Origin of the sequence: Streptomyces sp. TS71-3 (assembly GCF_018327685.1) — a bacterium.
Lineage (GTDB): Bacteria > Actinomycetota > Actinomycetes > Streptomycetales > Streptomycetaceae > Streptomyces.
Genome location: NZ_BNEL01000003.1, coordinates 2,856,958 through 2,881,273 on the forward strand (window position 1 = coordinate 2,856,958; position 24,316 = coordinate 2,881,273).

A 24,316-nucleotide genomic window follows, 5' to 3' on the forward strand; every position below is an offset into this window, starting at 1 on the left:
GACCGACGGCGGACCCGGCAGAACCACTGCATGAAGGGGAAGCCATGACAGCGACGACCGACGGAAGCACCGGAGCGGTACCGCCCCGCGCTGCCTCGGCCAGCGAGAACACCACCACCGCCGACAACGAGGAGGACGCGGCCCCCGAAGCCGCCGCCACCGCCCAGGACACCGCCCGCCGTGCGGTGCAGCGGGCCACCGACTTCCTGCTCGCCCGGCAGGACGAGGCCGGCTGGTGGAAGGGCGACCTGGAGACCAACGTCACCATGGACGCCGAGGACCTGCTGCTCCGCCAGTTCCTGGGCATCCTCGACACGGACACCGCCAAGGCCGCGGGCCTCTTCATCCGCGGCGAGCAGCGCGAGGACGGCACCTGGGCCACCTTCTACGGCGGCCCCGGCGAGCTCTCCACCACCATCGAGGCGTACGTGGCGCTGCGGCTGGCCGGGGACGCGCCCGACGAGCCGCACATGGCCCGCGCCTCCGCGTGGATCCGCGGGCAGGGCGGCGTCGCCGCGAGCCGGGTCTTCACCCGGATCTGGCTCGCCCTCTTCGGCTGGTGGAAGTGGGACGACCTGCCGGACCTGCCGCCGGAGCTCATCTACTTCCCCAAGTGGTTCCCGCTCAACATCTACGACTTCGGCTGCTGGGCGCGGCAGACCATCGTGCCGCTCACCATCGTCTCCGCGAAGCAGCCCGTGCGCCCCGCGCCGTTCCCGCTGGCGGAGCTGCACGCCCACCCCCGCGACCCGAACCCCCATCAGCCGCTGGCCCCGGTGGCGAGCTGGGACGGCGTCTTCCAGCGCCTCGACAAGGCGCTGCACGCCTACCACAAGGTCGCGCCGCGCCGGCTGCGCAAGGCCGCCATGCGCAGCGCGGCCCAGTGGATCATCGAACGGCAGGAGAACGACGGCTGCTGGGGCGGCATCCAGCCGCCGGCCGTCTACTCGATCATCGCGCTGCACCTGCTCGGCTACGACCTGAAGCACCCGGTGCTCCGCGAGGGCCTCGCGTCCCTGGACCGGTACGCGGTGTGGCGCGAGGACGGCGCCCGGATGATCGAGGCCTGCCAGTCGCCCGTGTGGGACACCTGCCTGGCGACCATCGCGCTGGCCGACGCCGGCGTGCCCGCCGACCACCCGCAGCTGGTGAAGGCCGCCGACTGGATGCTCGCCGAGCAGGTGGTGCGGCCCGGTGACTGGACGGTCCGCAGGCCCGACCTCGTGCCCGGCGGCTGGTCCTTCGAGTTCGACAACGACAACTACCCGGACATCGACGACACCGCCGAGGTGGTGCTCGCGCTGCGCCGGGTGAAGCACCCGCAGCAGGACCGCGTCGACCGTGCCATCGAGCGCGCGGTGCGCTGGAACCTCGGCATGCAGTCCAGGAACGGTGCCTGGGGCGCGTTCGACGTCGACAACACCAGCGCCTTCCCGAACCGGCTGCCGTTCTGCGACTTCGGCGAGGTCATCGACCCGCCGTCCTCGGACGTCACCGCGCACGTCGTGGAGATGCTCGCCGTCGAGGGCAAGGCGCACGACCCGCGCACCCGGCGCGGTATCGACTGGCTGCTCGCCGAGCAGGAGAAGGACGGGTCCTGGTTCGGCCGGTGGGGCGTCAACTACGTGTACGGCACCGGTTCCGTGGTGCCTGCGCTGGTGCAGGCCGGGCTGCCCGGTTCGCACCCCGCGATCCGGCGCGCCGTCGCCTGGCTGGAGCAGGTGCAGAACGACGACGGCGGTTGGGGCGAGGACCTGCGCTCCTACCGGGACGTGGCCGAGTGGTCGGGCCGCGGCGAGTCGACCGCCTCGCAGACCGCCTGGTCCCTGATGGCGCTGCTCGCGGCCGGCGAGCGGGAGTCCAAGGCGGTCGAGCGCGGCGTGGCCTGGCTGGCCGAGACCCAGGGCGAGGACGGCTCCTGGGACGAGCCGTACTTCACCGGTACCGGCTTCCCCTGGGACTTCTCCATCAACTACCACCTCTACCGCCAGGTGTTCCCCCTCACCGCACTGGGCCGCTACGTCCACGGAGAGCCCTTCTCCGGCAAGGGGAGCTGATGGCCCAGACCTCGGCGTCCCAGGGCCCGCCAGGGCCAGCGCCGCTGCTGATCGCCTGCGCGCTCGGCATCGAGCAGTTCGCGCTGCGCTCCTCCACCCGTGGCGGCGCCCTCGGGCCCGTGACCGTGCTGCGCACGGGGATGGGCCCGAAGGCCGCCGACCGCGCGGTGACCCAGGCCCTGACGGCGCCGGAGCTGCGGGACGCACCCGTGATCGCCGCCGGCTTCTGCGCCGGGCTCGCACCCGGGATACACCCGGGTGACGTGATCGTGGCCGAGGAGACCCGAGAGCCGCGCGGCACCACCCCGTGCACGGGCACGGGGCTGCTGGTCGACCTGCTGGGCCGGGCGACGGCCGGGCACACCGTGCACACCGGGCCGCTCATCGGGTCCGACCACGTGGTGCGCGGCGCGGAGCGCGCCGACCTGCGGGCCACCGGCGCGATCGCGGTGGACATGGAGTCCGCGGCCACGCTGTACAGCGCGAGCCGGGTGGGACCCCGTCCGGTTGCGGCCGTCCGGGTGGTCGTGGACGCTCCAGAGCACGAACTTGTCCGTATCAGCACGGTGCGCGGGGGAATATCAGCCTTCCGTGTCCTCCGTGCCGTACTTCCCACTTTCTTTGAATGGCACCGTAATGTGCTGCTCCCTCGGAGGTGAGCTCTATGGCCATGCCGCTCCGTCAGACCATCAAGGTCGCGACGTATCTCTTTGAACAGAAGCTCCGCCGGCGCGACAAGTTCCCCCTCATCGTGGAACTTGAGCCGCTGTTCGCCTGCAACCTGAAGTGCGAGGGGTGCGGAAAGATCCAGCACCCGGCAGGCGTGCTCAAGCAGCGCATGCCGGTGGCGCAGGCCGTGGGAGCGGTGCTGGAGTCGGGTGCTCCGATGGTTTCCATCGCCGGCGGTGAGCCGCTGATGCACCCGCAGATCCACGAGATCGTGCGGCAGCTCGTGGCGAAGAAGAAATACGTCTTCCTCTGCACCAATGCCATGCTCCTCCGCAAGAAGATGAAGAACTTCACCCCGTCGCCCTATTTCGCCTTCGCCGTCCACATCGACGGGCTGCGCGAGCGCCACGACGAGTCAGTGGCCAAGGAGGGCGTGTTCGACGAGGCGGTGGAGGCCATCAAGGAGGCCAAGCGCCAGGGCTTCCGTGTCACCACCAACTCGACCTTCTTCAACACCGACACGCCTCAGACGATCATCGAGGTGATGAACTTCCTCAATGACGAGCTGAAGGTCGACGAGATGATGATCTCGCCCGCCTACGCCTACGAGAAGGCGCCCGACCAGGAGCACTTCCTCGGCGTCGAGCAGACCAGGGAGCTCTTCAAGAAGGCCTTCGCCGGCGGCAACAGGCTGCGCTGGCGGCTCAACCACTCACCGCTGTTCCTCGACTTCCTCGAGGGCAAGGTGGACTTCCCCTGCACCGCCTGGGCGATCCCGAACTACTCGCTCTTCGGCTGGCAGAAGCCCTGCTACCTGATGAGCGACGGGTACGTGCCCACGTACCGGGAGCTCATCGAGAAGACCGACTGGGACGCCTACGGCAGGGGCAAGGACCCCCGGTGCGCCAACTGCATGGCCCACTGCGGCTACGAGCCCACCGCCGTGCTGGCCACCATGGGCTCCCTCAAGGAGTCGCTGCGCGCGGCCCGCGAGACCGTCGCCGGAAGCCGGTGACACCATGAGCTCAGCCGTTCCGGTCTCCCTCGGCCTTCCCGAGCTGCCGCCCCGCCCCCTCGCCGAGCGCCGCAAGTCCCGGCGGATCCAGGTGGGGTCCGTTCCCGTGGGCGGGGACGCCCCGGTGTCGGTGCAGTCGATGACGACGACGCGCACGTCCGACATCGGTTCGACGTTGCAGCAGATCGCGGAGCTGACCGCGTCGGGTTGCCAGATCGTGCGGGTGGCGTGTCCGACGCAGGATGATGCGGACGCGCTGGCGGCGATTGCGAGGAAGTCGCAGATTCCGGTGATCGCGGATATTCATTTCCAGCCGAAGTACGTGTTCGCCGCCATTGACGCGGGGTGTGCGGCGGTTCGGGTGAATCCGGGGAATATCAAGCAGTTCGACGACAAGGTTCGCGAGATTGCGAGGGCGGCTTCTGACACGGGGACGCCGATTCGTATCGGGGTGAATGCGGGGTCGTTGGACAGGCGGCTTCTGGAGAAGTACGGGAAGGCGACGCCTGAGGCGCTGGTGGAGTCGGCGCTGTGGGAGGCGTCGTTGTTCGAGGAGCATGGTTTCCGGGATATCAAGATCTCGGTGAAGCACAACGATCCGGTGGTGATGGTGAATGCGTACCGGTTGTTGGCTGAGCGGTGTGATTATCCGTTGCACCTGGGTGTGACGGAGGCGGGGCCCGCGTTCCAGGGGACGATCAAGTCGGCGGTGGCGTTCGGTGCGCTGTTGTCGGAGGGGATCGGGGACACGATTCGGGTGTCGTTGTCGGCGCCTCCCGTGGAGGAGGTGAAGGTCGGTATTCAGATTCTGGAGTCGTTGAATCTGCGGCAGCGGGGTCTGGAGATCGTGTCGTGTCCGTCGTGCGGTCGTGCGCAGGTGGACGTGTACAAGCTGGCGGAGGAGGTGACCGCCGGGTTGACGGGGATGGAGGTGCCGTTGCGGGTGGCGGTCATGGGGTGCGTGGTGAACGGTCCGGGTGAGGCGCGTGAGGCGGATCTCGGGGTGGCCTCGGGCAACGGCAAGGGGCAGATCTTCGTGAAGGGCGAGGTCATCAAGACGGTGCCGGAGTCGAAGATCGTGGAGACGCTGATCGACGAGGCGATGAAGATCGCCGAGCAGATGGAGAACGACGGCGTCACCTCGGGGGAACCCGCCGTCACCGTGAGCTGACAGCAGGCACTGAAGCCCAAGCAGGCACAGAGAGGGGGCCCGAGCGTGACGATTCTCGAGACCATCCGGGGGCCGCGCGATCTGAAGGCGCTGTCCGAGGCGGAACTCGGCATACTGTCCGAGGAGATCCGGGAGTTCCTGGTACAGGCGGTCGCCAGGACCGGCGGACACCTCGGGCCCAATCTCGGGGTGGTGGAGCTCACCATCGCCCTGCACAGAGTCTTCGACTCGCCCGTCGACCGCATCGTGTGGGACACGGGTCACCAGAGCTACGTCCACAAGCTCCTGACCGGGCGGCAGGACTTCTCCAAGCTGCGCCGCAAGGGCGGCCTGTCCGGCTACCCGTCGCGGGAGGAGTCCGAGCACGACGTCGTCGAGAACAGCCACGCCTCCACCGCGCTCGGCTGGGCCGACGGCCTCGCCAAGGCGCGCGAGGTGCGGGGCGAGAGCGGCCACGTGGTGGCCGTCATCGGCGACGGCGCGCTGACCGGCGGCATGGCGTGGGAGGCCCTCAACAACATCGCCGCCGCCAAGGACCGCCCGCTCATCATCGTCGTCAACGACAACGAGCGCTCCTACGCGCCCACCATCGGCGGCCTCGCCAACCACCTGGCCGCCCTGCGCACCACCGACGGCTACGAGCGGGTCCTCGCCTGGGGCAAGGACGTCCTCCAGCGCACCCCGGTCGTGGGGCAGCCGATCTACGACTCGCTGCACGGCGCCAAGAAGGGCTTCAAGGACGCCTTCGCCCCCCAGGGCATGTTCGAGGACCTGGGACTGAAGTACGTCGGTCCGATCGACGGACACGACACCGCCGCCGTCGAAGCGGCGCTGCGCCGGGCCAAGCGGTTCTCGGGACCGGTCCTGGTGCACTGCCTCACCGAGAAGGGCCGCGGCTACGAGCCCGCGCTCGCCGACGAGGCCGACCACTTCCACAGCGTCGGCGTCATGGACCCGCTCACCTGCGAGCCGCTGGCGCCGGCGGGCGGTCCCTCGTGGACGTCGGTGTTCGGCGAGGAGATCGTCCGGCTCGGCGAGGAGCGCGAGGACATCGTGGCCATCACCGCGGCCATGCTGGACCCGGTGGGCCTGACCCCGTTCTCCGAGCGGTTCCCCGACCGGGTGTGGGACGTGGGCATCGCCGAGCAGCACGCCACCGTCTCCGCGGCCGGCCTCGCCACCGGCGGCCTGCACCCGGTGGTCGCCGTCTACGCCACCTTCCTCAACCGCGCCTTCGACCAGTTGCTGATGGACGTCGCCCTGCACCGGTGCGGCGTCACCTTCGTGCTGGACCGGGCCGGCGTCACAGGCTCCGACGGGCCCTCCCACAACGGCATGTGGGACATGTCCGTCCTCCAGGTGGTGCCAGGCCTCAGGATCGCCGCACCGCGCGACGCGGACCAGCTGCGCGCGCAGCTCCGCGAGGCGGTCGACGTGCAGGACGCGCCGACCGTGCTGAGGTTCCCCAAGGAGTCGGTGGGCCCGGCGGTGCCCGCGATCGACCGGATCGGCGGCCTGGACGTGCTGCACCGCTCCGAGCGGCCCGAGGTGCTGCTGGTCGCCGTCGGGGTGATGGCCCCGGTCTGCCTCCAGGTCGCGGAGTTGCTGGAGGCTCGCGGGCAGGGGTGCACGGTCGTCGACCCGCGGTGGGTCAAGCCCGTCGACCCGGCGCTCGCCCCGCTCGCCGCCGAGCACCGCATCGTCGCCGTCGTCGAGGACAACAGCCGGGCCTCCGGCGTCGGCGCCGCGGTGGCGCTGGCGCTCGGCGACGCCGAGGTGGACGTCCCCGTACGGCGGTTCGGCATTCCCGAGCAGTTCCTCCCGCACGCCAAGCGCGGCGAGGTGCTTGCCGACATCGGGCTCACGCCCGTCGAGATCGCCGGCCGCATCGGCGGACCGCCCGCCGCCCCGCAGGGCAAGGCGGCAGCCAGGCCGGCAGCCAAGGAGAAACACGCATGACCACCCCACCCCCCGCTCACGAGACCGGCGACGCCTCCGGGGGGCGGTCCGGCGGCGGCAAGGAGTTCGACCTCGGCAAGCTGCTCGCCGAGCGCGGCTCCGAGCGCTACGAGCTGCACGGCAAGTACGTCAACCCGCAGCTTCCCCGGATGCTGCGCACCATCGGCTTCGACAAGGTCTACGAACGGGGCGAGGGCGCGCACTTCTGGGACGCGGACGGCAACGACTACCTGGACATGCTCGCCGGCTTCGGCGTCATGGGCCTCGGCCGCCACCACCCCGTCGTCCGCAAGGCGCTGCACGACGTCCTCGACGCCTCGCTCGCCGACCTGACCCGCTTCGACTGCCAGCCGCTGCCCGGCCTGCTCGCCGAGAAGCTGCTCACCCACAGCCCGCACCTGGACCGGGTGTTCTTCGGCAACAGCGGCACGGAGGCCGTGGAGACGGCGCTCAAGTTCGCCCGGTACGCCACCGGGCGGCCCAGGGTGCTCTACTGCACGCACGCCTTCCACGGGCTGACCACCGGTTCCCTGTCGGTCAACGGCGAGAGCGGCTTCCGCGACGGGTTCGCACCCCTGCTCCCCGATACGCCGATACCGCTGGGTGATCTGGACGCGCTCGCCAGGGAACTCAAGAAGGGAGACGTCGCGGCTCTGATCGTGGAGCCGATCCAGGGCAAGGGGGTCCACGAGACACCCCCGGGCTTCCTGCGGGCCGCCCAGGACCTGCTGCACCAGCACAAGGCGCTGCTCATCGCGGACGAGGTGCAGACCGGTCTCGGCCGCACCGGGGACTTCTACGCCTACCAGCACGAGGACGGCGTGGAGCCGGACCTGGTGTGCGTGGCGAAGGCGCTCTCCGGCGGCTACGTGCCGGTCAGCGCCACGCTCGGCAAGGAGTGGATCTTCAAGAAGGTGTACTCGTCGATGGACCGCGTGCTGGTCCACTCGGCGAGCTTCGGGGCCAACGCCCAGGCCATGGCGGCCGGGCTCGCGGTCCTGTCGGTCATGGAGAACGAGCAGATCGTCGCGAACGCCCGAGCCACCGGCGAGCTGCTGAAGTCCCGCCTGGCCGCGCTCATCGACCGCTACGAGCTGCTCAGCGACGTGCGCGGCCGGGGCCTGATGATCGGCATCGAGTTCGGCAGGCCCACCTCGCTGAAGCTCCGCAGCCGCTGGACGATGCTCCAGGCGGCCCGCAAGGGCCTCTTCGCGCAGATGGTCGTCGTGCCGCTGCTCCAGAAGCACCGGATCCTCACCCAGGTCTCCGGTGACCACCTGGAGGTCATCAAGCTGATCCCGCCGCTCGTCGTCGATGAGGGGGATGTCGACCGCTTCGTGACGGCCTTCACCGCCGTGATGGACGACGCGCACAACGGCGGCGGGCTGATGTGGGACTTCGGCAAGACGCTGGTCAAGCAGGCGATGGCCAACCGGTAGCGGGAACGGCCGCCCGCCCGGCGGCCGTCACCCCGTCTCCTCGCGGCACGGCCCCGCGGCTCCTGCCGCGGGGCTCAGCTCTTGGCTCCGATGCTGAAGAGGAGGAAGAGGAAGCCCGCCAGGAGGTGCCCGGCGGCCACGTAGATCAGCACGCGCACCCAGATCCCCCTGGGGATCCGGTCCTCGATCGGGTGCGTGGGGTCGATCAGGGAGCCCGTGGCGTCCCGTCGGCGCTCAGGCGTGTCGGTCATGTCCGCCTCCTGCGGTTCGGCCGCCGCTCCCGCCATCGAGGCACAGCGCCTCGGCCGGGCTCTGCAGCAGCGTGTGGACGAAGAGCAGCTCGGCCCCGTCCGCGTCGACGGGGGCGAACCGGTGCGGGGTGAGCGAGTCGAAGTGGGCGCTGTCGCCGGGGGCCAGGACGTGCTCGGAGTCGCCGAGGCGCAGCCGCAGCCGGCCCTTCAGCGCGTACAGCCACTCCTCGCCCGGGTGCACGCGGACGACGTCGCTCTGCGAACCGTGCGGGATCAGCACGCGCAGCGCCTGCATGCCCCTGCCGGGTGACCCCGCCTGCCAGTACGTCCAGCCGCCGGTGGGGCGCGGTTCGGCGTCGGCGGCGCGGACGACGGCGCCGGGCGCCGCGGCGGTCTCGCCGAGCAGTTCCGAGACGGTGGTGGCGTAGGCGCGTGCGAGGGTGAGCAGCAGGGGCAGCGAGGGCTGCCGCCGGCCGGTCTCCAGCCGGGACAGGTGCGCGGGGGAGAGTTCGGCCGCGCGGGCGGCGGCCTCCAGGGTCAGCCCCGCTCGGCGGCGCAGCTCCCTCAGGCGCACCGCCACGGAGGGCATGGTCTCGTCGGCGGGGCTCATATTCTTGATGAAGCCAGAGGGGATGCCCCTGGGGCAAATTTTTTGCCTCTAAGGCAAAAGTCTCGGAGTTTGACGGCGATCCTCCGGCGCGGGAGGGCCGATTCCGGTTCGGGAGCGCCGATCCGCTTCGGAAGCGCCGGTCCGCGATGGGAGCACCGTTCCGGCACGAGAGCGCTGCTCCGCCGCAGGGGCTCCGCCCCGGGGACGTTCCCGGTCGCCACCGCCACCGCCCCGCCGCAGCCCCCGTGCCGGTGGTCCCGCGGCGGCGGCCCCGCCGCGCCGCCGCCCCGCTCAGTCGCGCAGCTGCTCGCGGAGCCTCTCGCGCTGTTCCGGAGTGAGGCCCAGACCGTTCGCGAGGTAGCCCTCGACGTCGCCCCACTGCTGCTCGATCTCGTCGAACGCGGCGGCCAGGTACTCGGTGCGGGCATCGAACAGCGGCGACAGGAGTTCCATGACCTCGGCCGACATGGCGTCCGGCGAGGAGCTGCTGCGGCGCACCTTGTAACGGCGGTGCGTGGCGTTCGACTTGAGGTAGTCCGCCTCGATGGCGTCCCGCTCCACGCCCAGCGCCAGCAGGGTGATCGCGACGGAGATGCCGGCGCGGTCCTTGCCCGCCGCGCAGTGCATCAGCACGGGCACGCTGCCGCCGGCCAGCGCCCGCAGCATCGCCCCGTGCTCCTCGGTGCGGGTGCGGACGATGATCCGGTAGGACGCGATCATCCGCCGCGCGGCCTTGCCGTCGTCCAGCAGGCCCCGCAGATCGTCCAGGCTGCCCTCGCGGACCATCGTCCAGAACTCGGCGCCCTGTGCCGGGTCCGTCAGCGGCACGTTCACGTTGCGCACGCCGTCCAGCTCGACGTCCGGGCCCTCGAGCTTGCGGTCGGCGGCGTTGCGGAAGTCGAAGATCGTGTGCAGGCCCAGGGAGGACAGGTAGCGCGCGTCCTCCTGGGTGGCGTGGGCGAGGTGCCCGCTGCGGAACAGGCGCCCGTACCGCACGCGCCGGCCGTCGGCGGTCGGCAGGCCGCCCACGTCGCGGAAGTTGCGCACACCGGTGAGCTCAGGCTCGATGGACGGGACCTGTTGCGTCACGGGTGCTCCTCCCGGTCGGACCGCCGGCGCCACTGCCGGCGGAGGCCCTGCCGACGATACGGCACCGCCCCCGCGGCGATCTTCCCCCGGCGAGCGAAACGTCGGCCACGGCCGGGCGAGGTCGAGGCCACACGTCGTCCTCGGCGGATGCGCCGACCACCGGTAATGCGGCATCTGACCGTATTGGCCGTTTATGGCCAAGTAGCCCTGGAATGCGGCTACCTGGGCGGGCTGGCCGTGAGCAGGATCATAGTCGTGACGGTGGGTGGCGCTCGGGCCTGCGACAACTCCGTTCCGGGCGAGCGGCGTTGGATCGAGCCGAAGATCGTCGTACGACGGAGGGTGACCGGAAAGCCGTCGATGGATCATGGAAATCCCTGCGTACGGGGTCCATGGCGGTGCACAGCGGCTTGTGATCGTCAATCGGCTTCGCCTAGCGTCGCGCTCACTCCGGGCGGACGCCGAGTCCTGCCACCGCCCCGGAGCCCCACACACCACCCACGCCTGGCAGGAGCGGGGGAACCGCACGCAGTACGCCGGTCCGGACTCCGGAACGGCTTGGGGTGAAGCCACGGGACATCCGCGGCCGGGCATCTCCAGCTCGAACCCGACAGCTCACCTCGCAGGCGCCGGAGAGGAATGCGCCATGCCCGCGAAGGGTAAGCACCGTCGTCCCAAGTCACAGCGGATCACCCGGAAGCTGGCCGTCGCCGGCACCGGTGGTGCCGCACTCGCCCTGCCCCTGATGGCGGCCACGGGCGCGCACGCGACCACCGCCTCCCACCCGGCGGACGGCAAGAAGGCCGCGGCCGCGACGTACACGGTCAAGCCGCACGACACGCTGGCCAAGATCGCCCACAAGAAGCACGTCCGCGGCGGCTGGAAGCACCTGTACCACCTCAACCGCAAGGTCGTCGGGAGCGATCCCGACCTGATCCACCCGGGCGAGAAGCTGGTGCTGGGCGCCAAGCACACGGCCGGAGCGGCCAAGGCCAAGGCCTCGCCGTCCTCGGCCGCACAGTCCTCCGCCGCGAAGGGGACCGACACGGCTGCCCAGACCTCCGGCTCCGGCTACACGCTGCCGGTCGACGGCGCCACCCTCGGCACCCCCTGGCACCAGGCGGGCAGCATGTGGTCCAGCGGCTACCACACGGGTCAGGACTTCATCGTGCCCACCGGCACCCCGGTCCACGCGGTGGCCGACGGCACCGTGGTCACCGCCGGATGGGGCGGCGCCTACGGCAACCAGGTCGTGATCCAGCACAGCGACGGCAAGTACTCCCAGTACGCGCACATGTCGGCGCTCAAGGTCACGGCCGGGCAGACCGTCAAGGAAGGCCAGGAGATAGGCGTCTCCGGCGCGACGGGCAACGTCACGGGCCCGCACGTGCACTTCGAGATCCGCACCACTCCCGACTACGGCTCCGACATCGACCCGGTGGCGTACCTGCGCTCGCACGGCGTCAACGTCTGACCGGCGCGTCCCCGGGGGACGCCCAGGGGACCGTGTTCGACTCCGGTAGGCCCGGGCGCCTCCCGGTCCCGCGGCCTGAAACGACTGCGGACTCCCGAAGCAGGGGCTCACCAGGGGACGGTGGGCCCCTGCTTCGCGCGCTGCCGGGGTGCTGCGGGGCCCCGCCGGACCGCACCCCGGCGAACTCCGCCCGACCCGCCCGCCAGTGCCGACGGTGGCGCATCTCACCTGGCGTCGACCCCTGGTTACGCTCGCGTAGGTCGAGGGGAGAGGGGGATGATGATGCGACGTGGCAGACAAGTCAACAGCTTCCAGAAATCCCCGCATCCCTGCGATCCGTTCCTACGCGGCCCTCGGCGACAGCTTCACCGAGGGCGTGGGGGACCCGGGATCCGACGGCCGTTACGTCGGCTGGGCCGACCGGCTGGCGGTCCTGCTCAACGACCACGCGTCCGGTCACGACTTCCGCTACGCCAACCTGGCCGTACGCGGCAAGCTCCTGGACCAGATCATCGCGGACCAGGTCCCGAGGGCCAAGGAACTGGGCCCGGAGCTGGTCACCCTCGCCGCGGGCGGCAACGACCTCATCCGCCCCGGCGCCGACCCCGACGCCCTCGCCGAGCGCTTCGAGAAGGCGGTCGCGGACCTCACCTCGGCGGCCGGCACGGTCATGGTGACGACCGGCTTCGACACCCGGGACGTTCCCGTACTGAGCCGGGTGCGCGGCAAGGTCGCCACCTACAACGGTCATGTCCGCGCCATCGCCGACCGCTACGGCTGCCCCGTCCTCGACATGTGGTCCTTCAAGTCCGTGCAGGACCGGCGGGCCTGGATCGCCGACCGGCTGCACCTGTCGGCCGAGGGACACGAGCGGGTGGCGCTGCGGGCCGGCCGGGTCCTCGGCCTGGACGTGCCCGGCGACCCGGACCGCCCCTGGCCGCTTGAGCCCCCGCGCACCGTCCTCCAGCGGCGCCGGGACGACATCGCCTGGGCGCGCGAGTACATGGTGCCGTGGATAGGCCGCCGGCTGCGCGGGAGGTCCTCCGGGGACCACGCCGTGGCGAAGCGGCCGGACCTGCTGCCGCTCATCTGATGGCGGACTCCTCGACGGTCCGGGGTGCGGCCCGCGGGCCTGGGAACGAGGGGGCGGAACGGAGGGGGTGGGCCCTGGGAGCGCCGGGGCCCCGAAGGGGCGTGACCGCTGTGTGCGGGGCCGGTGCCGGCGGCGTCAGGCCGTCTGGTCCAGGTGCAGTTCCCTGGCGAGAGCCTCGTCCGCCCATCTTCGGACCCTGGCACGCGGCAGGGCGCCGTCGTAGGCCGTCACCTGGACCGCGAGGCCGTCCAGGAGAGCCGTCAGCCGCTGTGCGGCGGCCGTGGGGTCGGGGCAGTCGAACTCGCCCGCGGCCACGCCCTCCCCGATGACCTCCGCCAGCGCGGCCTTCCACTGCCGGTCCAGGCCGTGGGCCACCTCGCGCAGCGAGGGCTCGCGCAGGGCGGCCGCCCACGCCTCGATCCACAGCCGCCAGCCCTTGGCCGGCCCGAGCGGCGCGTACCAGTGCACCGCCGCACGCAGGCGACGTGCGGCGGTGGTGCGCCGCCCCACCAGCCTGCCGAGCCGCTCGAGGTCGCGCTCGGCGGCGTGCGAGAAGGCCGCGGCGACGAGGTTCTCCTTGGTCGAGAAGTGGTACAGCACGAGTGCGTTGCTGATGCCGAGGGCCGCGGCGATGTCGCCGATGCGCACGGAGTCCACCCCGCGCGCCTCGATCAGCTCCACGGTGGCGCACAGCAGCTCCTCCCGCCGCTCCGCCACGCTCATCCGCTCTCTCGCCATCCGGTCACCCTAGTTGCTGGCGTACTGCCCCGGCCCAGGATCAGGCGGCCCCCGAGCGGTCGTGGGCCGGGCCGGACGGCGGCTCGTGCGGCCCGCCTCCCCTCCACGGGCGGGCCGGGACGGATGCCTGCCCGCCGCGCCGCCGGCGTGCCGCTTCAGGCCGGGAGGGGGGCAGGTTGCGCTGCCGGCGGCCGCGTGGCCGGGGCGCGCCGCTGCCGGCCGCACGGCGTCGGGCCGCGCCCCTCCCGCTAGCCGCGCCGGGCTGTACCCGCCGCCGTGCCCGTTGCCGCGGCACGGTCCCGCAGGTCGCAGACCTCCTTGAAGCCCTGGCTGGTCAGTCCGAGCGCCGAGTTCATCCGGGAGCGCAGGTTCTCCACCGCGATCATGGCCGTGAGCTCGACGAGCGCCGGCTCGCCGAGGCTCTCCCGGAGGCGGGCCGCCAGCTCGTCCGTGACCTCGGGCGGCGTGGCGGACACCGCCTCGGCGTATGCCATGACATCGCGCTCCAGCGGTGAGAACAGCTCGCTGTCCCGCCACGCCGGCACAGCGCGCAGCTTCTCCGGGTCCATACCGCGGCCGTGACCGACCCAGTACCCGAAGTCCATGCACCACGAGCAGCCGATCGCCGCCGCGGAGGTCATCTCCGCGAGCACCTTGAGATCCCCGTCGAGCCGGTTCCACTTAGCCAGGGACTGCTCGAAGCGGAGGTAGCTCCACAGGACCCTGGGCTGGTGCGCCATGGCCTTGCCGGGGTCCAGAACCCGTCCGTAGGTGCGCCGGGAGTACCACTCCATGACGCGGAAGAACGGGGTGCGGTGCGGGGTGAGCGAAACGCGGGCCATGAGGTCCACCTCCTGGGCGTGTCATGTGCTGTCACCGGTACGACGGACCGGGCCCCGGTGGATGTGACATCACCGGCACGGGCGGGTGCGGCACCCGCGGTGCGGAGCGGGCCGCCCCGGTCCGGGCGCGGTGACCGCCCTCCGGGTCTCCGCTCGTCCGCCGCAGGAACCTCTGAGCCGGGGCGCTGTCACCCGAGCAACACATAATGGAAGTGACATCGTCGTACGTACGCCACCCCGCGGACGGCGGCGCCGCACCGGACGTCCCTCGTGGACGGTGCGGACAAGGGCATGGACGAAGGTGCGGAAAGGGCCCCACAGGCGCCGTTCCGCCCGATCAGGAGGCGCTGTGACCGGTTCCCGTTCCCTCAGCTCCGGGCTACGCGCGCTGCGGCCCGCCGCCTTCGGCGCGGATCCGGCAGGCCCCAGGCTTGAGCGCGTCCGCAGCTCGCCGAACTTCGCGGACGGCTCGTTCCGGAATCCCGTCGCGTCCCGTACCCGCCCTTCCGCTTCCGGCCTGGATCTGGTGCGGACCTACCTGCGCGGAGACGGCCGGGGCCGCCGCGCCCCGGTGCGCCCGGTGCCCGTGCACGACGGGACCGCGGCCGCCCTGGCCGCCCCGCCGGCCACGGGGCTGCGGCTGACGTGGATGGGCCATTCGAGCGTCCTCGCCGAGATCGACGGCAGCCGGGTGCTCTTCGACCCGGTCTGGGGGGAGCGCTGCTCACCGTTCTCCTTCATCGGCCCGAAGCGGCTGCACCCGGTGCCCCTGCCGCTGGCCGCGCTGGGCCCCGTGGACGTGGTGGTGATCTCCCACGACCACTACGACCACCTGGACATGCCCACGATAAAAAAGCTGGCCGGCACGGACACCGTCTTCGCTGTGCCGCTGGGGGTCGGTGCCCACCTGGAGCGCTGGGGGGTGTCCCGGGAGCGGCTGCGAGAGCTCGACTGGCAGGAGTCCACCAAGGTGGGCGGCCTGACGCTCACCGCCACTCCCGCCCGGCACTTCTGCGGCCGGGGCCTGCGGAACCCGCAGCACGCCCTGTGGGCTTCCTGGACGGTCGTGAGCGAGCGGCACCGCATCTACCACAGCGGCGACACCGGCTACTTCCCCGGCTTCAAGGACATCGGCGCTGCGCACGGCCCCTTCGACGCCACGATGATCCAGATCGGCGCCTACAGCGAGTTCTGGCCCGACATCCATATGACCCCCCAGGAGGGGATGCGGGCGCACCTCGACCTCCAGGGCGGCCGGCCCGAAGGCGTGATGCTGCCGATCCACTGGGGCACCTTCAACCTGGCCCCGCACGCCTGGGCCGAGCCCGGCGAGGGCACGGTCACGGCCGCGCGCGACGCCGGAGCACGGGCCGCCCTGCCGAGGCCGGGCGAGCCGTTCGAGCCCGCCGCGGCCGAGCTGCCGTCCGAGCCCTGGTGGCGGCCTGTGGCGAAGGCGCCGGAGGGCGGCTGGCCCGAGCAGGCCTCCGGCGGAGCTCCGTCGGAGGGCACCGGTGACCCCGAGACGGCATCGGCAGTGAGCTGACCGCTGCGCGGGGCCGGGCCCATTCGCGTCGGTCACGGTGCTTTGCGCGGTTCCCCGCGCCCCTTGGGTGAGGGGTGGGCTCGCCCTGGTTCTTCGGCTTTCCCGTCGTCGGGGTGGTTCGCGCAGTTCCCCGCGCCCCTGCATGGGGTGGGTCCGCCTTGTTCCTTGGCTTTCCCGGCGTGGGTGTTTGCGCAGTTCCCCGCGCCCCCTGGATGGGGCGGGTCCGCCTTGTTCCTTGGCTTTCCCACTGTGGGCGTTTGCGCAGTTCCCCGCGCCCCTGATCGGGCGCGGGGGCGTCGTGGGTGCCGTGCCTGCGGGCGTCCCGGACCCGCCGTGGCTTCGGACGCCCTACCGGCCGTGTCCGAGTCGGCCTGATGTGCGAGGCCTCATACCACAGAGGGGCGTTATCCACCCGAGTTTGTGAACTGTGCGCCACAGAGGTCCCGCATGCAACTACCGTGTGTGCCCGCTGGATCGCGTAGGGTCGCTGTGCGTGCCTGCCACCGCTGTGGCGCGGTCGCACGCCCGCACGGCGTCGCACCAGCTTCGACGCGCCTGACCGCCGCCCGGCGGGCTCACCCACCGAAGGACTCCGATGCCGCACGTTCCCGCCCCGGCCCCACCCGCTGACCGCAGCGAGGGCGGCGGCAGCCGGCACGGCAGACCCGGCATCCGCACCGGCTGGGCGCCCCTGACCATACGCGCCAGGTTGCTCGGCCTCGCGGTGCTGCCCGCCGCGGCCGTGGCGCTCTGCGCTGCCGCCGCCCTCGCCCTGACCGCGACTACCGCTCCGGCCGCCACCTGGGCGGTGCTCACCGCCGCGGTCCTGTCGGTCCTGGCCGGGGCGGCGGTGGCCGGGCACCGGACGGCGGTGAACCTGTCCGGCCGGATCGTGGCGCTGCGCCGCGGCACCGCACGCGGGCAGGCAGAGCTGTACGACCTCGCCGAGGCGCTGCGGCGCGGCGCACCCCCTTCGGCCCGCACGGCGCGCCCGCCGGTACCGCGCGCCGCCGTGCCCGACGAGCTGGGCCGGCTGGCGGCGGATCTAGACCGCGCCCGTGACGCCGCCGTCGCCGCCATGCTCCGCGCCGCGTGGCGGGCACCGGAGGACCAGGCCGACGGCGCGGACGAGCGGGGCCGCGGCCAGGGGACGCGCGCGGGGAGCGCCGCGGGCGGTCCCGCGGGCAGGGGCGGCGACCTGACGCAGCTGGCACAGACCGTCGCCGTCTCCACCCACCTGGCGCGGCGGATGCAGTCCCTCGTGCACCGGGGCATCGCGGTCCTCGACGACCTGGAGAAGGACATCGAGGACCCCGATCTCCTCCAGGGCCTGTTCCAGGTGGACCACCTGGCCACGCGCCTGCGGCGGCACGCCGAGAACGCCGCGGTGCTCGGCGGCGCCCCGGCCCGCCGCCGGTGGAGCCGTCCGGTCCCGCTCATCGAGGTGCTCCGCTCGGCCATGGCGGAGATCGAGCAGTACCAGCGGGTCGTGCTGGTGCCGCCCCTGGACGGCTCGGTGCGCGGGCACGCCGTCACCGACGTGGCCCATGTGCTCGCCGAACTCATCGAGAACGCCACGGTGTTCTCCGCCCCCGGCACCCATGTGATGCTGCGCACCGCCGCCGTCACGGCCGGCCTCGCCGTCGAGGTGGAGGACCGCGGCCTCGGCATGGCCGCACACGAGCGGGCCAGGATGAACATGCTGCTCACCGATCCCGCGGGCACCGACGTGACCACGCTGCTGCACAGCGGCAGGACCGGCCTGTACGTCGTGTCCCGCCTGGCCCGCAGGCACGGCATCTCGGTCCGGTTGCAGAGCAACATCTACGGCGGCGTGCAGGCCGTCCTCGTCCTTCCCCGCGCGCTCCTCGGCGCCGAGGCATCCCCGGCGGCCGCGGAGGGCGGCACCCGGCGGCTCCAGCCGATGGCCGCCCCGTCCGGACCCACCGGCGCCCGGCCCCTGCCCGGCGGCCCCGCGCACGCACAGCCCGGCGGTGCGCTGCCCGAAGAGGCCGCGCGGGAGCACACCGCCGAGGCGACCGCGGCGGTACACGGCATCGCGACCCCGCCCGAGCCGGCACGCCCGAGGCCCGCGCCCGGCGTGCACACCGGCATCGCGCCCGACGTTCACAGCGCCGGCGTGGCGCCTGCCGCTCACAGCACCGGTGGTGGGTCCGGCGCTCACGCTGGGGTCGCGCCCGGCGCGGCACCCGAAGGGGCGCAACCACGGACGCCGGGCTCCGGCACGCCCGCGCCCGCCGTCGCACCGCCCGCGGCCGGCCACGGCGGTTCCGCGCGCGCCACCGGGATGCCGCGCACCTCCGCTCCCGGAGGGCCCGTGCCCGCGGCGCGCCCAGGCCCGGACGCACGCACGCCGGCGGCCGCCGCACGGCCCACGGCGAGCGCTCCCAGGGAGGGCGCCGGACTGCCGAGGCGACACGCGCAGGAGCACATGGCACCGCCGCCGCTCGGCGGCCCGGAGACGCGGCCGGCCGGCCAGCGGGCCACCACCGGGCCCAATCCGGAGCTGATGGCCGCCTTCCGGCGCGGCAGTGACCTCGGGGCGGCGCAGCGGGGGTCCGAGGCGGGGCCCGGCGCGGGCCCGGGCGGGAGCTGACCGGCCATCCCTCGCCGCTCCCAGGGCGCTCAGATACCCGTGCCGGGCACCGGGCCCCTTCCACCGTTTCCGCCCGCGGGCACTCGTTCGTATCCCCATCCCCGGGCCTTGCCGACCCGGCGAGAGCCCGCAACCGCCCGGCCCGGCCTGCTTCCTCCCGCCCGTTCCCCGACCACCGGCCCCCACAGTTCTTCGTACGCAAGGAGTTCCCCATGGCGAGCGATCCGCCGACCGCCCGCGCCTTCGCCCTCGAACGGCTGCTCATCGGCCTGATCCGGCGCGTGCCGGACACCCGCAGCGCGGTGCTGCTCTCGTCCGACGGGCTGGTCAAGGCCGCGCACGGCCTCGACACCGATCGTGCCGACCACCTCGCCGCACTCGCCTCCGGCCTCTGCTGGCTCGGCCGCAGCGCGGGCGTCCGCCTCTGCGATGGCGGAACGGTCCGCCAGGTCGTCGTGGAGCTCGACTCCGCGCTCCTCTTCGTCTCCACCGTGGACGCCGGCGCCAGCCTGGCCGTACTCACCGGGCCGACCGCCGACCCGACGGTGCTGGGATTCGAGATGGCGACACTCGTCGCCAGCGCACGGCCCCATCTGGCGCCGCCGCTGCGGCGGACCCCTACCGGCACCGCGGCGGTCCGGTCATGACCGCCCCGCCGGGGCAGTCCGCGCGCCACGCCCGGACCCGTCCCGCCGCCGTCGACGGCACCGGCTCCGCGGCGGCCGGCACGGCACCCTCGGGCGGCCCCGCCGTCAGGCCGCCGGCGCCGCGGCCAGCCGCGACCGCCGCGCCTGCCGGAGTACCCGGCACCCACCACGACCACGACCCGCAGCGGGCCGGCGCACGGCCCGACGGTGCACGGCGAGGCGGCGCCCGGCCGGCAGGGACATGGCACGACGGCGCGCGGCTGGACGGTGCAGGGGTGGACGGTGCGCGGCACGACCGTGCGCGGCTCGGCGCACGGCTTGACGGCGCCCGGTACGACGACGCAGCGCACGACGGCGCGCGGCTGGACGGCGCCGCCGGGCGAATCGTTCGCCCTTACGCCGTCAGCAACGGCCGCACCAGGCCCACCGCCGACCTCGGCCCGCTCGTGTCCCTCGCCGCCACCGGCAGCGCACCGCCCGTCCGGCTGGGTCCGGAGCACCGGCAGGTGGTCGAACTGTGCGCGGTGCCGCGGCCGGTGACGGAGGTCGTGGGCCGGCTGCGCCTGCCCGTGGCCGTGACCAAGGTGCTGATCGGCGATCTCCTCGACTGCGGGGTCCTCACCGTCCTGGCGCCGGCCCCTCACGACGACACGGAGCTCGCCCTCCTGGAGGCGGTCCTCGCCGGCCTGCGACGCAGCCTCTGACTCCGGGGCCTTTGCGACGACCCCCGGGGCCGTCGCGGCCCGCCTCGGAGCCCGCTGCCGCCCCGAATCGGCCCGGATGTCAGTGCCCTTGGCTACCGTTCGTCTCATGCCGGACGCCGACGACGTACGCCGTATCGCACTCTCCCTGCCGGACACGGCGGAGAAGACCGCCTGGAGCATGCCCACCTTCCGGGTCGCCGGGAAGATGTTCGCCACCCTGCCCGAGGACGAGACGTCCATAGCGGTCCGCTGCCCCAAGGAGGAGCGGGACGAACTCGTCATGGCCGAGCCGGGAAAGTTCTGGATCGCGGGGCACGAGGCCAGCTTCGCCTGGGTCCGGGTCCGTCTCACGGCACTGGAGGACACCGCCGAACTGCGCGACATCCTCTCCGACTCCTGGCGGCAGGCGGCCTCCCCACGGCTGCTGGAGGCATACCCGGAGCTGGGCGTGCCGGGCACTCCCTGACCCCGTTCGCCGCCGGGGCGGGGCGGGGCCGCATGGCATGATCAAGGTGCCGGTGGAGGCGCGGTGCGCGCCTGAGTGCCGGTGCGAGCGCGGCGGCCGCCGGCTCACAGGGGGAGGACACCGGGGACCATGACAGGACACGGCACCGCACACCCGCCCGTACCCGGCCCGGACGGCCCCGGCGCGGACCACACCCGTCCGACCCCGGATGACACCCGTCCGGTCCCGGACGGCACCCGCCCGACCCCGGCCCGCGCCCGCGGCAGGCGCGGCGACGCGCGCCCGGGCGCCCCCGGCGCGGAGATCCGGCCGGACGCCCCCGACTCCCGGCAGCCCGCCGGTGGGCCGCCGGACGCCGGCGACCGGTTTGAGACGACCGGGGAGTGGATCCCGACCGCCGGTGAGCGGATCCGTTCCGCGGATGAGCCGATCCCGGCCGCCGGCAAGGCGATGCGGTCCGCCGCGGAGGGGCTCCCGGGTCCCGCCCACGGGACCCGAGCAGGGGGCGTGCCGCTGCCGCCCGGTGACGGCGGCAGGCGCCTCTGGTCGAGGGACTTCGCCCTGTTCTTCTCCGCCCGTGCCGTCGCCAAGCTCGGCGAGACCATGCTGCCGGTCGCCCTCGCGGCGGGCCTGCTCGAACACGGCTACGGCGCGGGCGCGGTCGGCCTCGCCATGGCCTCCTCGGTCGCCTGCTTCGCCGGCCTCGTCATCTTCGGCGGCGTCTTCGCCGACCGGCTCGGCACCCGCGGCCTGATGATCGGTGCCGACCTGGTCCGGCTGGTCAGCCAGTCGCTTGCGGCCGTCTTCTTCTTCACCGGCCATGTGGTCCTCTGGGAGGTCTGCGCCATCGGCGCGGTCAACGGCGCGGCGTCCGCCGTCTTCCAGCCCGGCGTGGCCAGCACGGTGCCCCGCCTCGCCGCCGACGTGCAGGCGGCCAACGGCGCGATACGCATCGCGGAGTCGACGGCGCAGCTCGCGGGCCCGGCGCTCGCGGGCCTGCTGGTCGCGTTCGCCTCACCCGGCGGCGTCTTCGCGGCCCACGCGGCCACCTACGCCCTCAGCGCCCTGTGCCTGCTGCTGCTCCGGATGCCTCCCGCGGCCACGGGCACCCGCGAGCGCACCACCGGCTTCCGGGCCGATCTCGTCGAAGGCTGGCAGGAGTTCAGGGCGCGCACCTGGCTCTGGGGAGTCATCGCGATCTGGTGCGTCCTGATGATCGGAGCCTCGGGGCCGACGGTGCCGCTGGTCGCCACCGAGATCGTCCAGGAGCACGGCCCCCGCGCCTACGGCCTCGTCAACTCCGCCCTGGGTGCGGGCACCGTCATCGGCGGCCTGGCCGCACTGCGGGCCAGACCGCGCCGGATGCTGCGGTCCGGGGCGCTGGCGCTGTACCTGTTCGCGCTCTTCCCCGCCGTGGTCGGCGCCCAGTTCGGTGTCGGCGCCATGGCCGCGGGAGCGGCGGTCGCGGGTGCCGGCCAGTCCTTCTGGGCGGTGATGTGGGCGACCAGCGTCCAGACGCAGGTCTCGCCCGGGGTCCTCAACCGCATCCACGCCTACGACGTCGCGGGATCCCTGGCGATGATGCCGGTGGGCCAGGCCCTCGCGGGCCCCGCCGCCGGTGCCTTCGGCACGGAGCACGTGCTGCTCGCCGGAAGCGTGGTGACCCTCGCGGTCGCCACGGCCCTCCTCGCCGTCCCGGCCATCCGGAACCTGGTCCGCGTCGACCAGTCCGTCTCGCGCTACGGACCCGGCCCGTCGGCCGCACCGGAGTACGGCCGTCGCCCGCCGTCCGGACCCGAGCACCGTCCGGACGGAGCCGCCGCCACGGCCCCAGGGCACGCCCACCACGGCGCGACGGCCCCCGTCACTCCCGTCACCCCCGGGACGTCCGGCTCAGAAAGCCGGTGATCCGCTCCCGCAGCGGACCGGGGGTCAGGCCGTGGGCCGCGAGGTGCTCGTCGAATTCGCCGTACCCGCGCAGCTCGCGGCGCCCCACGCCGAGGCCCAGCACTCGGTGGGGCACCTCGATGAGCGCGTCGTTCACCGCACCGGTGGAGGTGCCCGCCAGAAAGGGCTCCACGATCACCACATCCGTGCCGGCCGCCTCCGTGGCGCCGCGCACCGCCCGCGCGTCGAAGGGCCGCACGGTCGTGGCATACAGGACGGTCACGTCGAGACCCTCCGTGGCCGCGAGGACGTTCTCCAGCATCGGCCCGACCGCGACCACCACCCCCGCCCTGCCCGTGCGAACCGTGAGGAAGCGGGCGCCGTCGACCACACGCCCCGCCGCGTTCCGCTGCACCGAGAGGCGGACGTACACCTTGTCGTCGCCCGCCGCCACGGCATGCCTCAGCAGGGTCTCCGCCTCGTCCGGGTGACCGGGCACATGCACCGTCCAGCCGTCCAGGGTGTCCATCAGAGCCACGTCGCCCGGTGCCATATGGGTGAAGCCGCCGGCGGGCCAGTCGAACGAGGCCGCGGCGCTGACCAGCACCCCGCCCAGGCCCTGGTGCCCGAAGTCCAGCTTCACCTGCTCGAAGGGCCGCTCCACCAGGAAGCTGGCGAAGGTGTGCATGACCGGCCGCAGCCCAGCGAGCGCGAGGCCCGCGCCCGCGCCGATCAGGAGCTGTTCACGGATCCCGACGTTGATCACACGGTCCGGATGCCTGCTCGCGGCCCGGGCGAAGCCGTCCCTGCCGATCTCGGCGAGCACGACAGCGACCCGCGGGTCCTCGTCGAGGAGTCGGGAGAGGGTGGGAGCGAACCGGTCACGCATGGTGTCCATGACGGGTGGTGTCCTTCCGGAACGTGAGCTGCGGTGCACGAGCGTGCGGGAGCGGTGGAGCGGAGGCCGGTGGAGCGGAGGCCGGGGGAGGGAACAGCGAGAGCGGCAGGCAGGAATGCACCAGCACGTCCGCGCACCTCAGCCGTTCTTCGGCTCGACCCGGGCGACGACCACGAGGGGCCGCCCCGGGTGAGGCCCGGTGAAGGCGTCGCACAGCGCCTCGTGGTCGCGGCCGTCGACCACCCGCACCGCCCAGCCGGCAGCCGCGAAGCGCGCCGCGCTGCCGCCGCTGCTGCCGTGGGTGGCCGAGGCGTTGTCGATCAGGACGGTGCCCAGCCGGGCAGCCACCCGGCCGGCAGGAAGCCCTTGGCGGCGAGCACGGCGTAGTAGGCCATCGGCCCGTGCCCCTTGGAGAGCAGGAACCGGTCGCGGTCGGGGTCGTCGACGGTGCCGGGGGAGACCCGCAGCACCCGGTCGTAGAGCACCCAGAGGGCGTCGAGGGTGGAGGTGGCCGCCGGCCCGTGCTTCTCGTCGCCCGTCATCAGCTCCATGAGCGAGGGCAGGTCCTCGTAGGCGTACACGTCCGTGCCGTGCTGGTCCGTTGTCGTCGTCATACCGGGAGCGTGCAACCTGAACGGCACTTCAAGTCAAGCGCCGACTACGGAGAGCGCCGACGGCGACCACGCGCTCCGCGTCCGCCGACGGTGCCGCGCGGAGGGCCCCCGCGAAAGGGATGCGCGACCACGGTCCGGAGTGCGGTATGGTTTCCGTGCGCGTTCGGCCAGGGAAGCCCAGGTCAGACGAGCAACGGGACGTGGCGCAGCTTGGTAGCGCACTTGACTGGGGGTCAAGGGGTCGCAGGTTCAAATCCTGTCGTCCCGACTTTTCGGACATTCGAAAGTCGCGGGTGAAGGGCCGTTCTTTGAACGGCCCTTTCTCGTTTTCCCGGTTCCCGGGGAGCGGGGGAGTGGGAGCGACTCTCGCGTGTCCCCTTGTCTGTTTACTCCTGCTCGGGTCGCTGCGCACATATTCGATTTCTTGCGTGCATGTTCACATTCGTGCCCGGTTTGTGACCGGGGGGGGGGGCGGCCCGTCGATCGGGTGGCCTCGTGGGTACGGGCCTCCGCTTTTGTTGCTGGTCACCCGC

At 72.8% G+C, this 24,316-nt stretch carries 20 protein-coding genes, 1 tRNA gene, 1 pseudogene and 1 riboswitch; of the genes and pseudogenes, 15 read left to right on the forward strand and 7 right to left on the reverse strand.

What is annotated here, in order from left to right; translation table 11 throughout:
* Nucleotides 1-44 precede the first annotated feature (44 nt).
* The 6 genes from shc to Sm713_RS36115 are packed head-to-tail and all read left to right on the forward strand — an operon-like array spanning nucleotide 45 to nucleotide 8,310.
* A complete protein-coding gene (gene shc / locus Sm713_RS36090) occupies nucleotides 45-2,057 on the forward strand; it encodes a squalene--hopene cyclase (protein WP_212914151.1) in 2,013 nt (670 codons plus the stop codon).
* A complete protein-coding gene (locus tag Sm713_RS36095) occupies nucleotides 2,057-2,716 on the forward strand; it encodes a 1-hydroxy-2-methyl-2-butenyl 4-diphosphate reductase (RefSeq protein ID WP_212914152.1) in 660 nt (219 codons plus the stop codon). Before shc ends, Sm713_RS36095 begins: the two co-directional genes overlap by 1 nt.
* A 5-nt stretch (nucleotides 2,717-2,721) precedes the next feature.
* Nucleotides 2,722-3,741 (forward strand): adenosyl-hopene transferase HpnH, encoded by a 1,020-nt coding sequence (hpnH, locus tag Sm713_RS36100; protein ID WP_212914153.1) that lies wholly within the window; start codon nucleotides 2,722-2,724, stop codon nucleotides 3,739-3,741.
* Nucleotides 3,742-3,745: 4 nt separating this feature from the next.
* Nucleotides 3,746-4,912 carry a flavodoxin-dependent (E)-4-hydroxy-3-methylbut-2-enyl-diphosphate synthase gene (ispG, locus tag Sm713_RS36105; RefSeq protein ID WP_212914154.1) on the forward strand — a complete coding sequence of 389 codons (1,167 nt, stop codon included), beginning with the start codon at nucleotides 3,746-3,748 and terminating at the stop codon, nucleotides 4,910-4,912.
* A 45-nt stretch (nucleotides 4,913-4,957) separates the two neighbouring features.
* On the forward strand, nucleotides 4,958-6,871 hold the full coding sequence (gene dxs / locus Sm713_RS36110) for a 1-deoxy-D-xylulose-5-phosphate synthase (RefSeq protein WP_249416911.1): 1,914 nt from the start codon (nucleotides 4,958-4,960) through the stop codon (nucleotides 6,869-6,871).
* Entirely contained in the window at nucleotides 6,868-8,310 is a 1,443-nt protein-coding gene (locus tag Sm713_RS36115) for an aspartate aminotransferase family protein (protein WP_249416912.1), read from the forward strand. Before dxs ends, Sm713_RS36115 begins: the two co-directional genes overlap by 4 nt.
* A gap of 74 nt (nucleotides 8,311-8,384) precedes the next feature.
* Here Sm713_RS36115 and Sm713_RS36120 read toward each other — a convergent pair whose 3' ends face one another.
* The 3 genes from Sm713_RS36120 to Sm713_RS36130 all read right to left on the reverse strand — a co-directional run bounded on the left by Sm713_RS36120 (nucleotide 8,385) and on the right by Sm713_RS36130 (nucleotide 10,260).
* Nucleotides 8,385-8,561 (reverse strand): DUF6126 family protein, encoded by a 177-nt coding sequence (locus tag Sm713_RS36120; RefSeq protein WP_308293211.1) that lies wholly within the window; start codon nucleotides 8,559-8,561, stop codon nucleotides 8,385-8,387.
* A complete protein-coding gene (locus Sm713_RS36125; protein ID WP_212914155.1) occupies nucleotides 8,545-9,171 on the reverse strand; it encodes a helix-turn-helix domain-containing protein in 627 nt (208 codons plus the stop codon). Before Sm713_RS36125 ends, Sm713_RS36120 begins: the two co-directional genes overlap by 17 nt.
* Before the next feature lie 291 nt (nucleotides 9,172-9,462).
* Complete coding sequence (locus Sm713_RS36130) at nucleotides 9,463-10,260, reverse strand: tyrosine-protein phosphatase (RefSeq protein WP_212914156.1); 798 nt, start codon at nucleotides 10,258-10,260, stop codon at nucleotides 9,463-9,465.
* A 485-nt stretch (nucleotides 10,261-10,745) separates the two neighbouring features.
* A riboswitch (cyclic di-AMP (ydaO/yuaA leader) is annotated at nucleotides 10,746-10,902 on the forward strand.
* Nucleotides 10,903-10,906: 4 nt separating this feature from the next.
* On the opposite strand from Sm713_RS36130, the gene Sm713_RS36135 reads away from it, so the two are divergent.
* A complete protein-coding gene (locus tag Sm713_RS36135; RefSeq protein ID WP_212914157.1) occupies nucleotides 10,907-11,734 on the forward strand; it encodes a LysM peptidoglycan-binding domain-containing M23 family metallopeptidase in 828 nt (275 codons plus the stop codon).
* Nucleotides 11,735-12,023: 289 nt separating this feature from the next.
* Nucleotides 12,024-12,827 (forward strand): SGNH/GDSL hydrolase family protein, encoded by an 804-nt coding sequence (locus Sm713_RS36140; protein ID WP_249416913.1) that lies wholly within the window; start codon nucleotides 12,024-12,026, stop codon nucleotides 12,825-12,827.
* A gap of 135 nt (nucleotides 12,828-12,962) precedes the next feature.
* On the opposite strand, the gene Sm713_RS36145 is transcribed toward Sm713_RS36140, so the two are convergent.
* Complete coding sequence (locus tag Sm713_RS36145) at nucleotides 12,963-13,565, reverse strand: TetR/AcrR family transcriptional regulator (protein WP_212914158.1); 603 nt, start codon at nucleotides 13,563-13,565, stop codon at nucleotides 12,963-12,965.
* A gap of 248 nt (nucleotides 13,566-13,813) precedes the next feature.
* A complete protein-coding gene (locus Sm713_RS36150) occupies nucleotides 13,814-14,407 on the reverse strand; it encodes a carboxymuconolactone decarboxylase family protein (RefSeq protein ID WP_212914159.1) in 594 nt (197 codons plus the stop codon).
* Nucleotides 14,408-14,756: 349 nt separating this feature from the next.
* Here Sm713_RS36150 and Sm713_RS36155 point away from each other — a divergent pair, with 349 nt between their 5' ends.
* The 6 genes from Sm713_RS36155 to Sm713_RS36180 all read left to right on the forward strand — a co-directional run bounded on the left by Sm713_RS36155 (nucleotide 14,757) and on the right by Sm713_RS36180 (nucleotide 22,292).
* Entirely contained in the window at nucleotides 14,757-15,950 is a 1,194-nt protein-coding gene (locus tag Sm713_RS36155) for an MBL fold metallo-hydrolase (protein ID WP_212914160.1), read from the forward strand.
* A gap of 595 nt (nucleotides 15,951-16,545) precedes the next feature.
* Entirely contained in the window at nucleotides 16,546-18,567 is a 2,022-nt protein-coding gene (locus tag Sm713_RS36160) for an ATP-binding protein (RefSeq protein ID WP_212914161.1), read from the forward strand.
* A 212-nt stretch (nucleotides 18,568-18,779) separates the two neighbouring features.
* Nucleotides 18,780-19,214 (forward strand): roadblock/LC7 domain-containing protein, encoded by a 435-nt coding sequence (locus tag Sm713_RS36165; RefSeq protein ID WP_212914162.1) that lies wholly within the window; start codon nucleotides 18,780-18,782, stop codon nucleotides 19,212-19,214.
* Nucleotides 19,215-19,576: 362 nt separating this feature from the next.
* Nucleotides 19,577-19,918, forward strand: a complete 342-nt coding sequence (locus tag Sm713_RS41055) for a DUF742 domain-containing protein (RefSeq protein ID WP_249417117.1) — start codon at nucleotides 19,577-19,579, stop codon at nucleotides 19,916-19,918.
* A gap of 106 nt (nucleotides 19,919-20,024) precedes the next feature.
* On the forward strand, nucleotides 20,025-20,384 hold the full coding sequence (locus Sm713_RS36175; RefSeq protein ID WP_212914164.1) for an MmcQ/YjbR family DNA-binding protein: 360 nt from the start codon (nucleotides 20,025-20,027) through the stop codon (nucleotides 20,382-20,384).
* A 450-nt stretch (nucleotides 20,385-20,834) separates the two neighbouring features.
* On the forward strand, nucleotides 20,835-22,292 hold the full coding sequence (locus Sm713_RS36180) for an MFS transporter (RefSeq protein WP_212915079.1): 1,458 nt from the start codon (nucleotides 20,835-20,837) through the stop codon (nucleotides 22,290-22,292).
* Here Sm713_RS36180 and Sm713_RS36185 read toward each other — a convergent pair.
* Nucleotides 22,258-23,169: a transketolase family protein gene (locus tag Sm713_RS36185; protein ID WP_212914165.1), complete on the reverse strand. Its 912-nt coding sequence runs from the start codon at nucleotides 23,167-23,169 to the stop codon at nucleotides 22,258-22,260. The two genes, Sm713_RS36180 and Sm713_RS36185, sit on opposite strands and share 35 nt — an antisense overlap.
* Before the next feature lie 138 nt (nucleotides 23,170-23,307).
* Nucleotides 23,308-23,783 (reverse strand): annotated as a pseudogene (locus Sm713_RS36190) (hypothetical protein).
* A 194-nt stretch (nucleotides 23,784-23,977) separates the two neighbouring features.
* On the opposite strand from Sm713_RS36190, the gene Sm713_RS36195 reads away from it, so the two are divergent.
* Nucleotides 23,978-24,051, forward strand: a tRNA-Pro gene (locus Sm713_RS36195).
* Nucleotides 24,052-24,316: the final 265 nt, after the last annotated feature.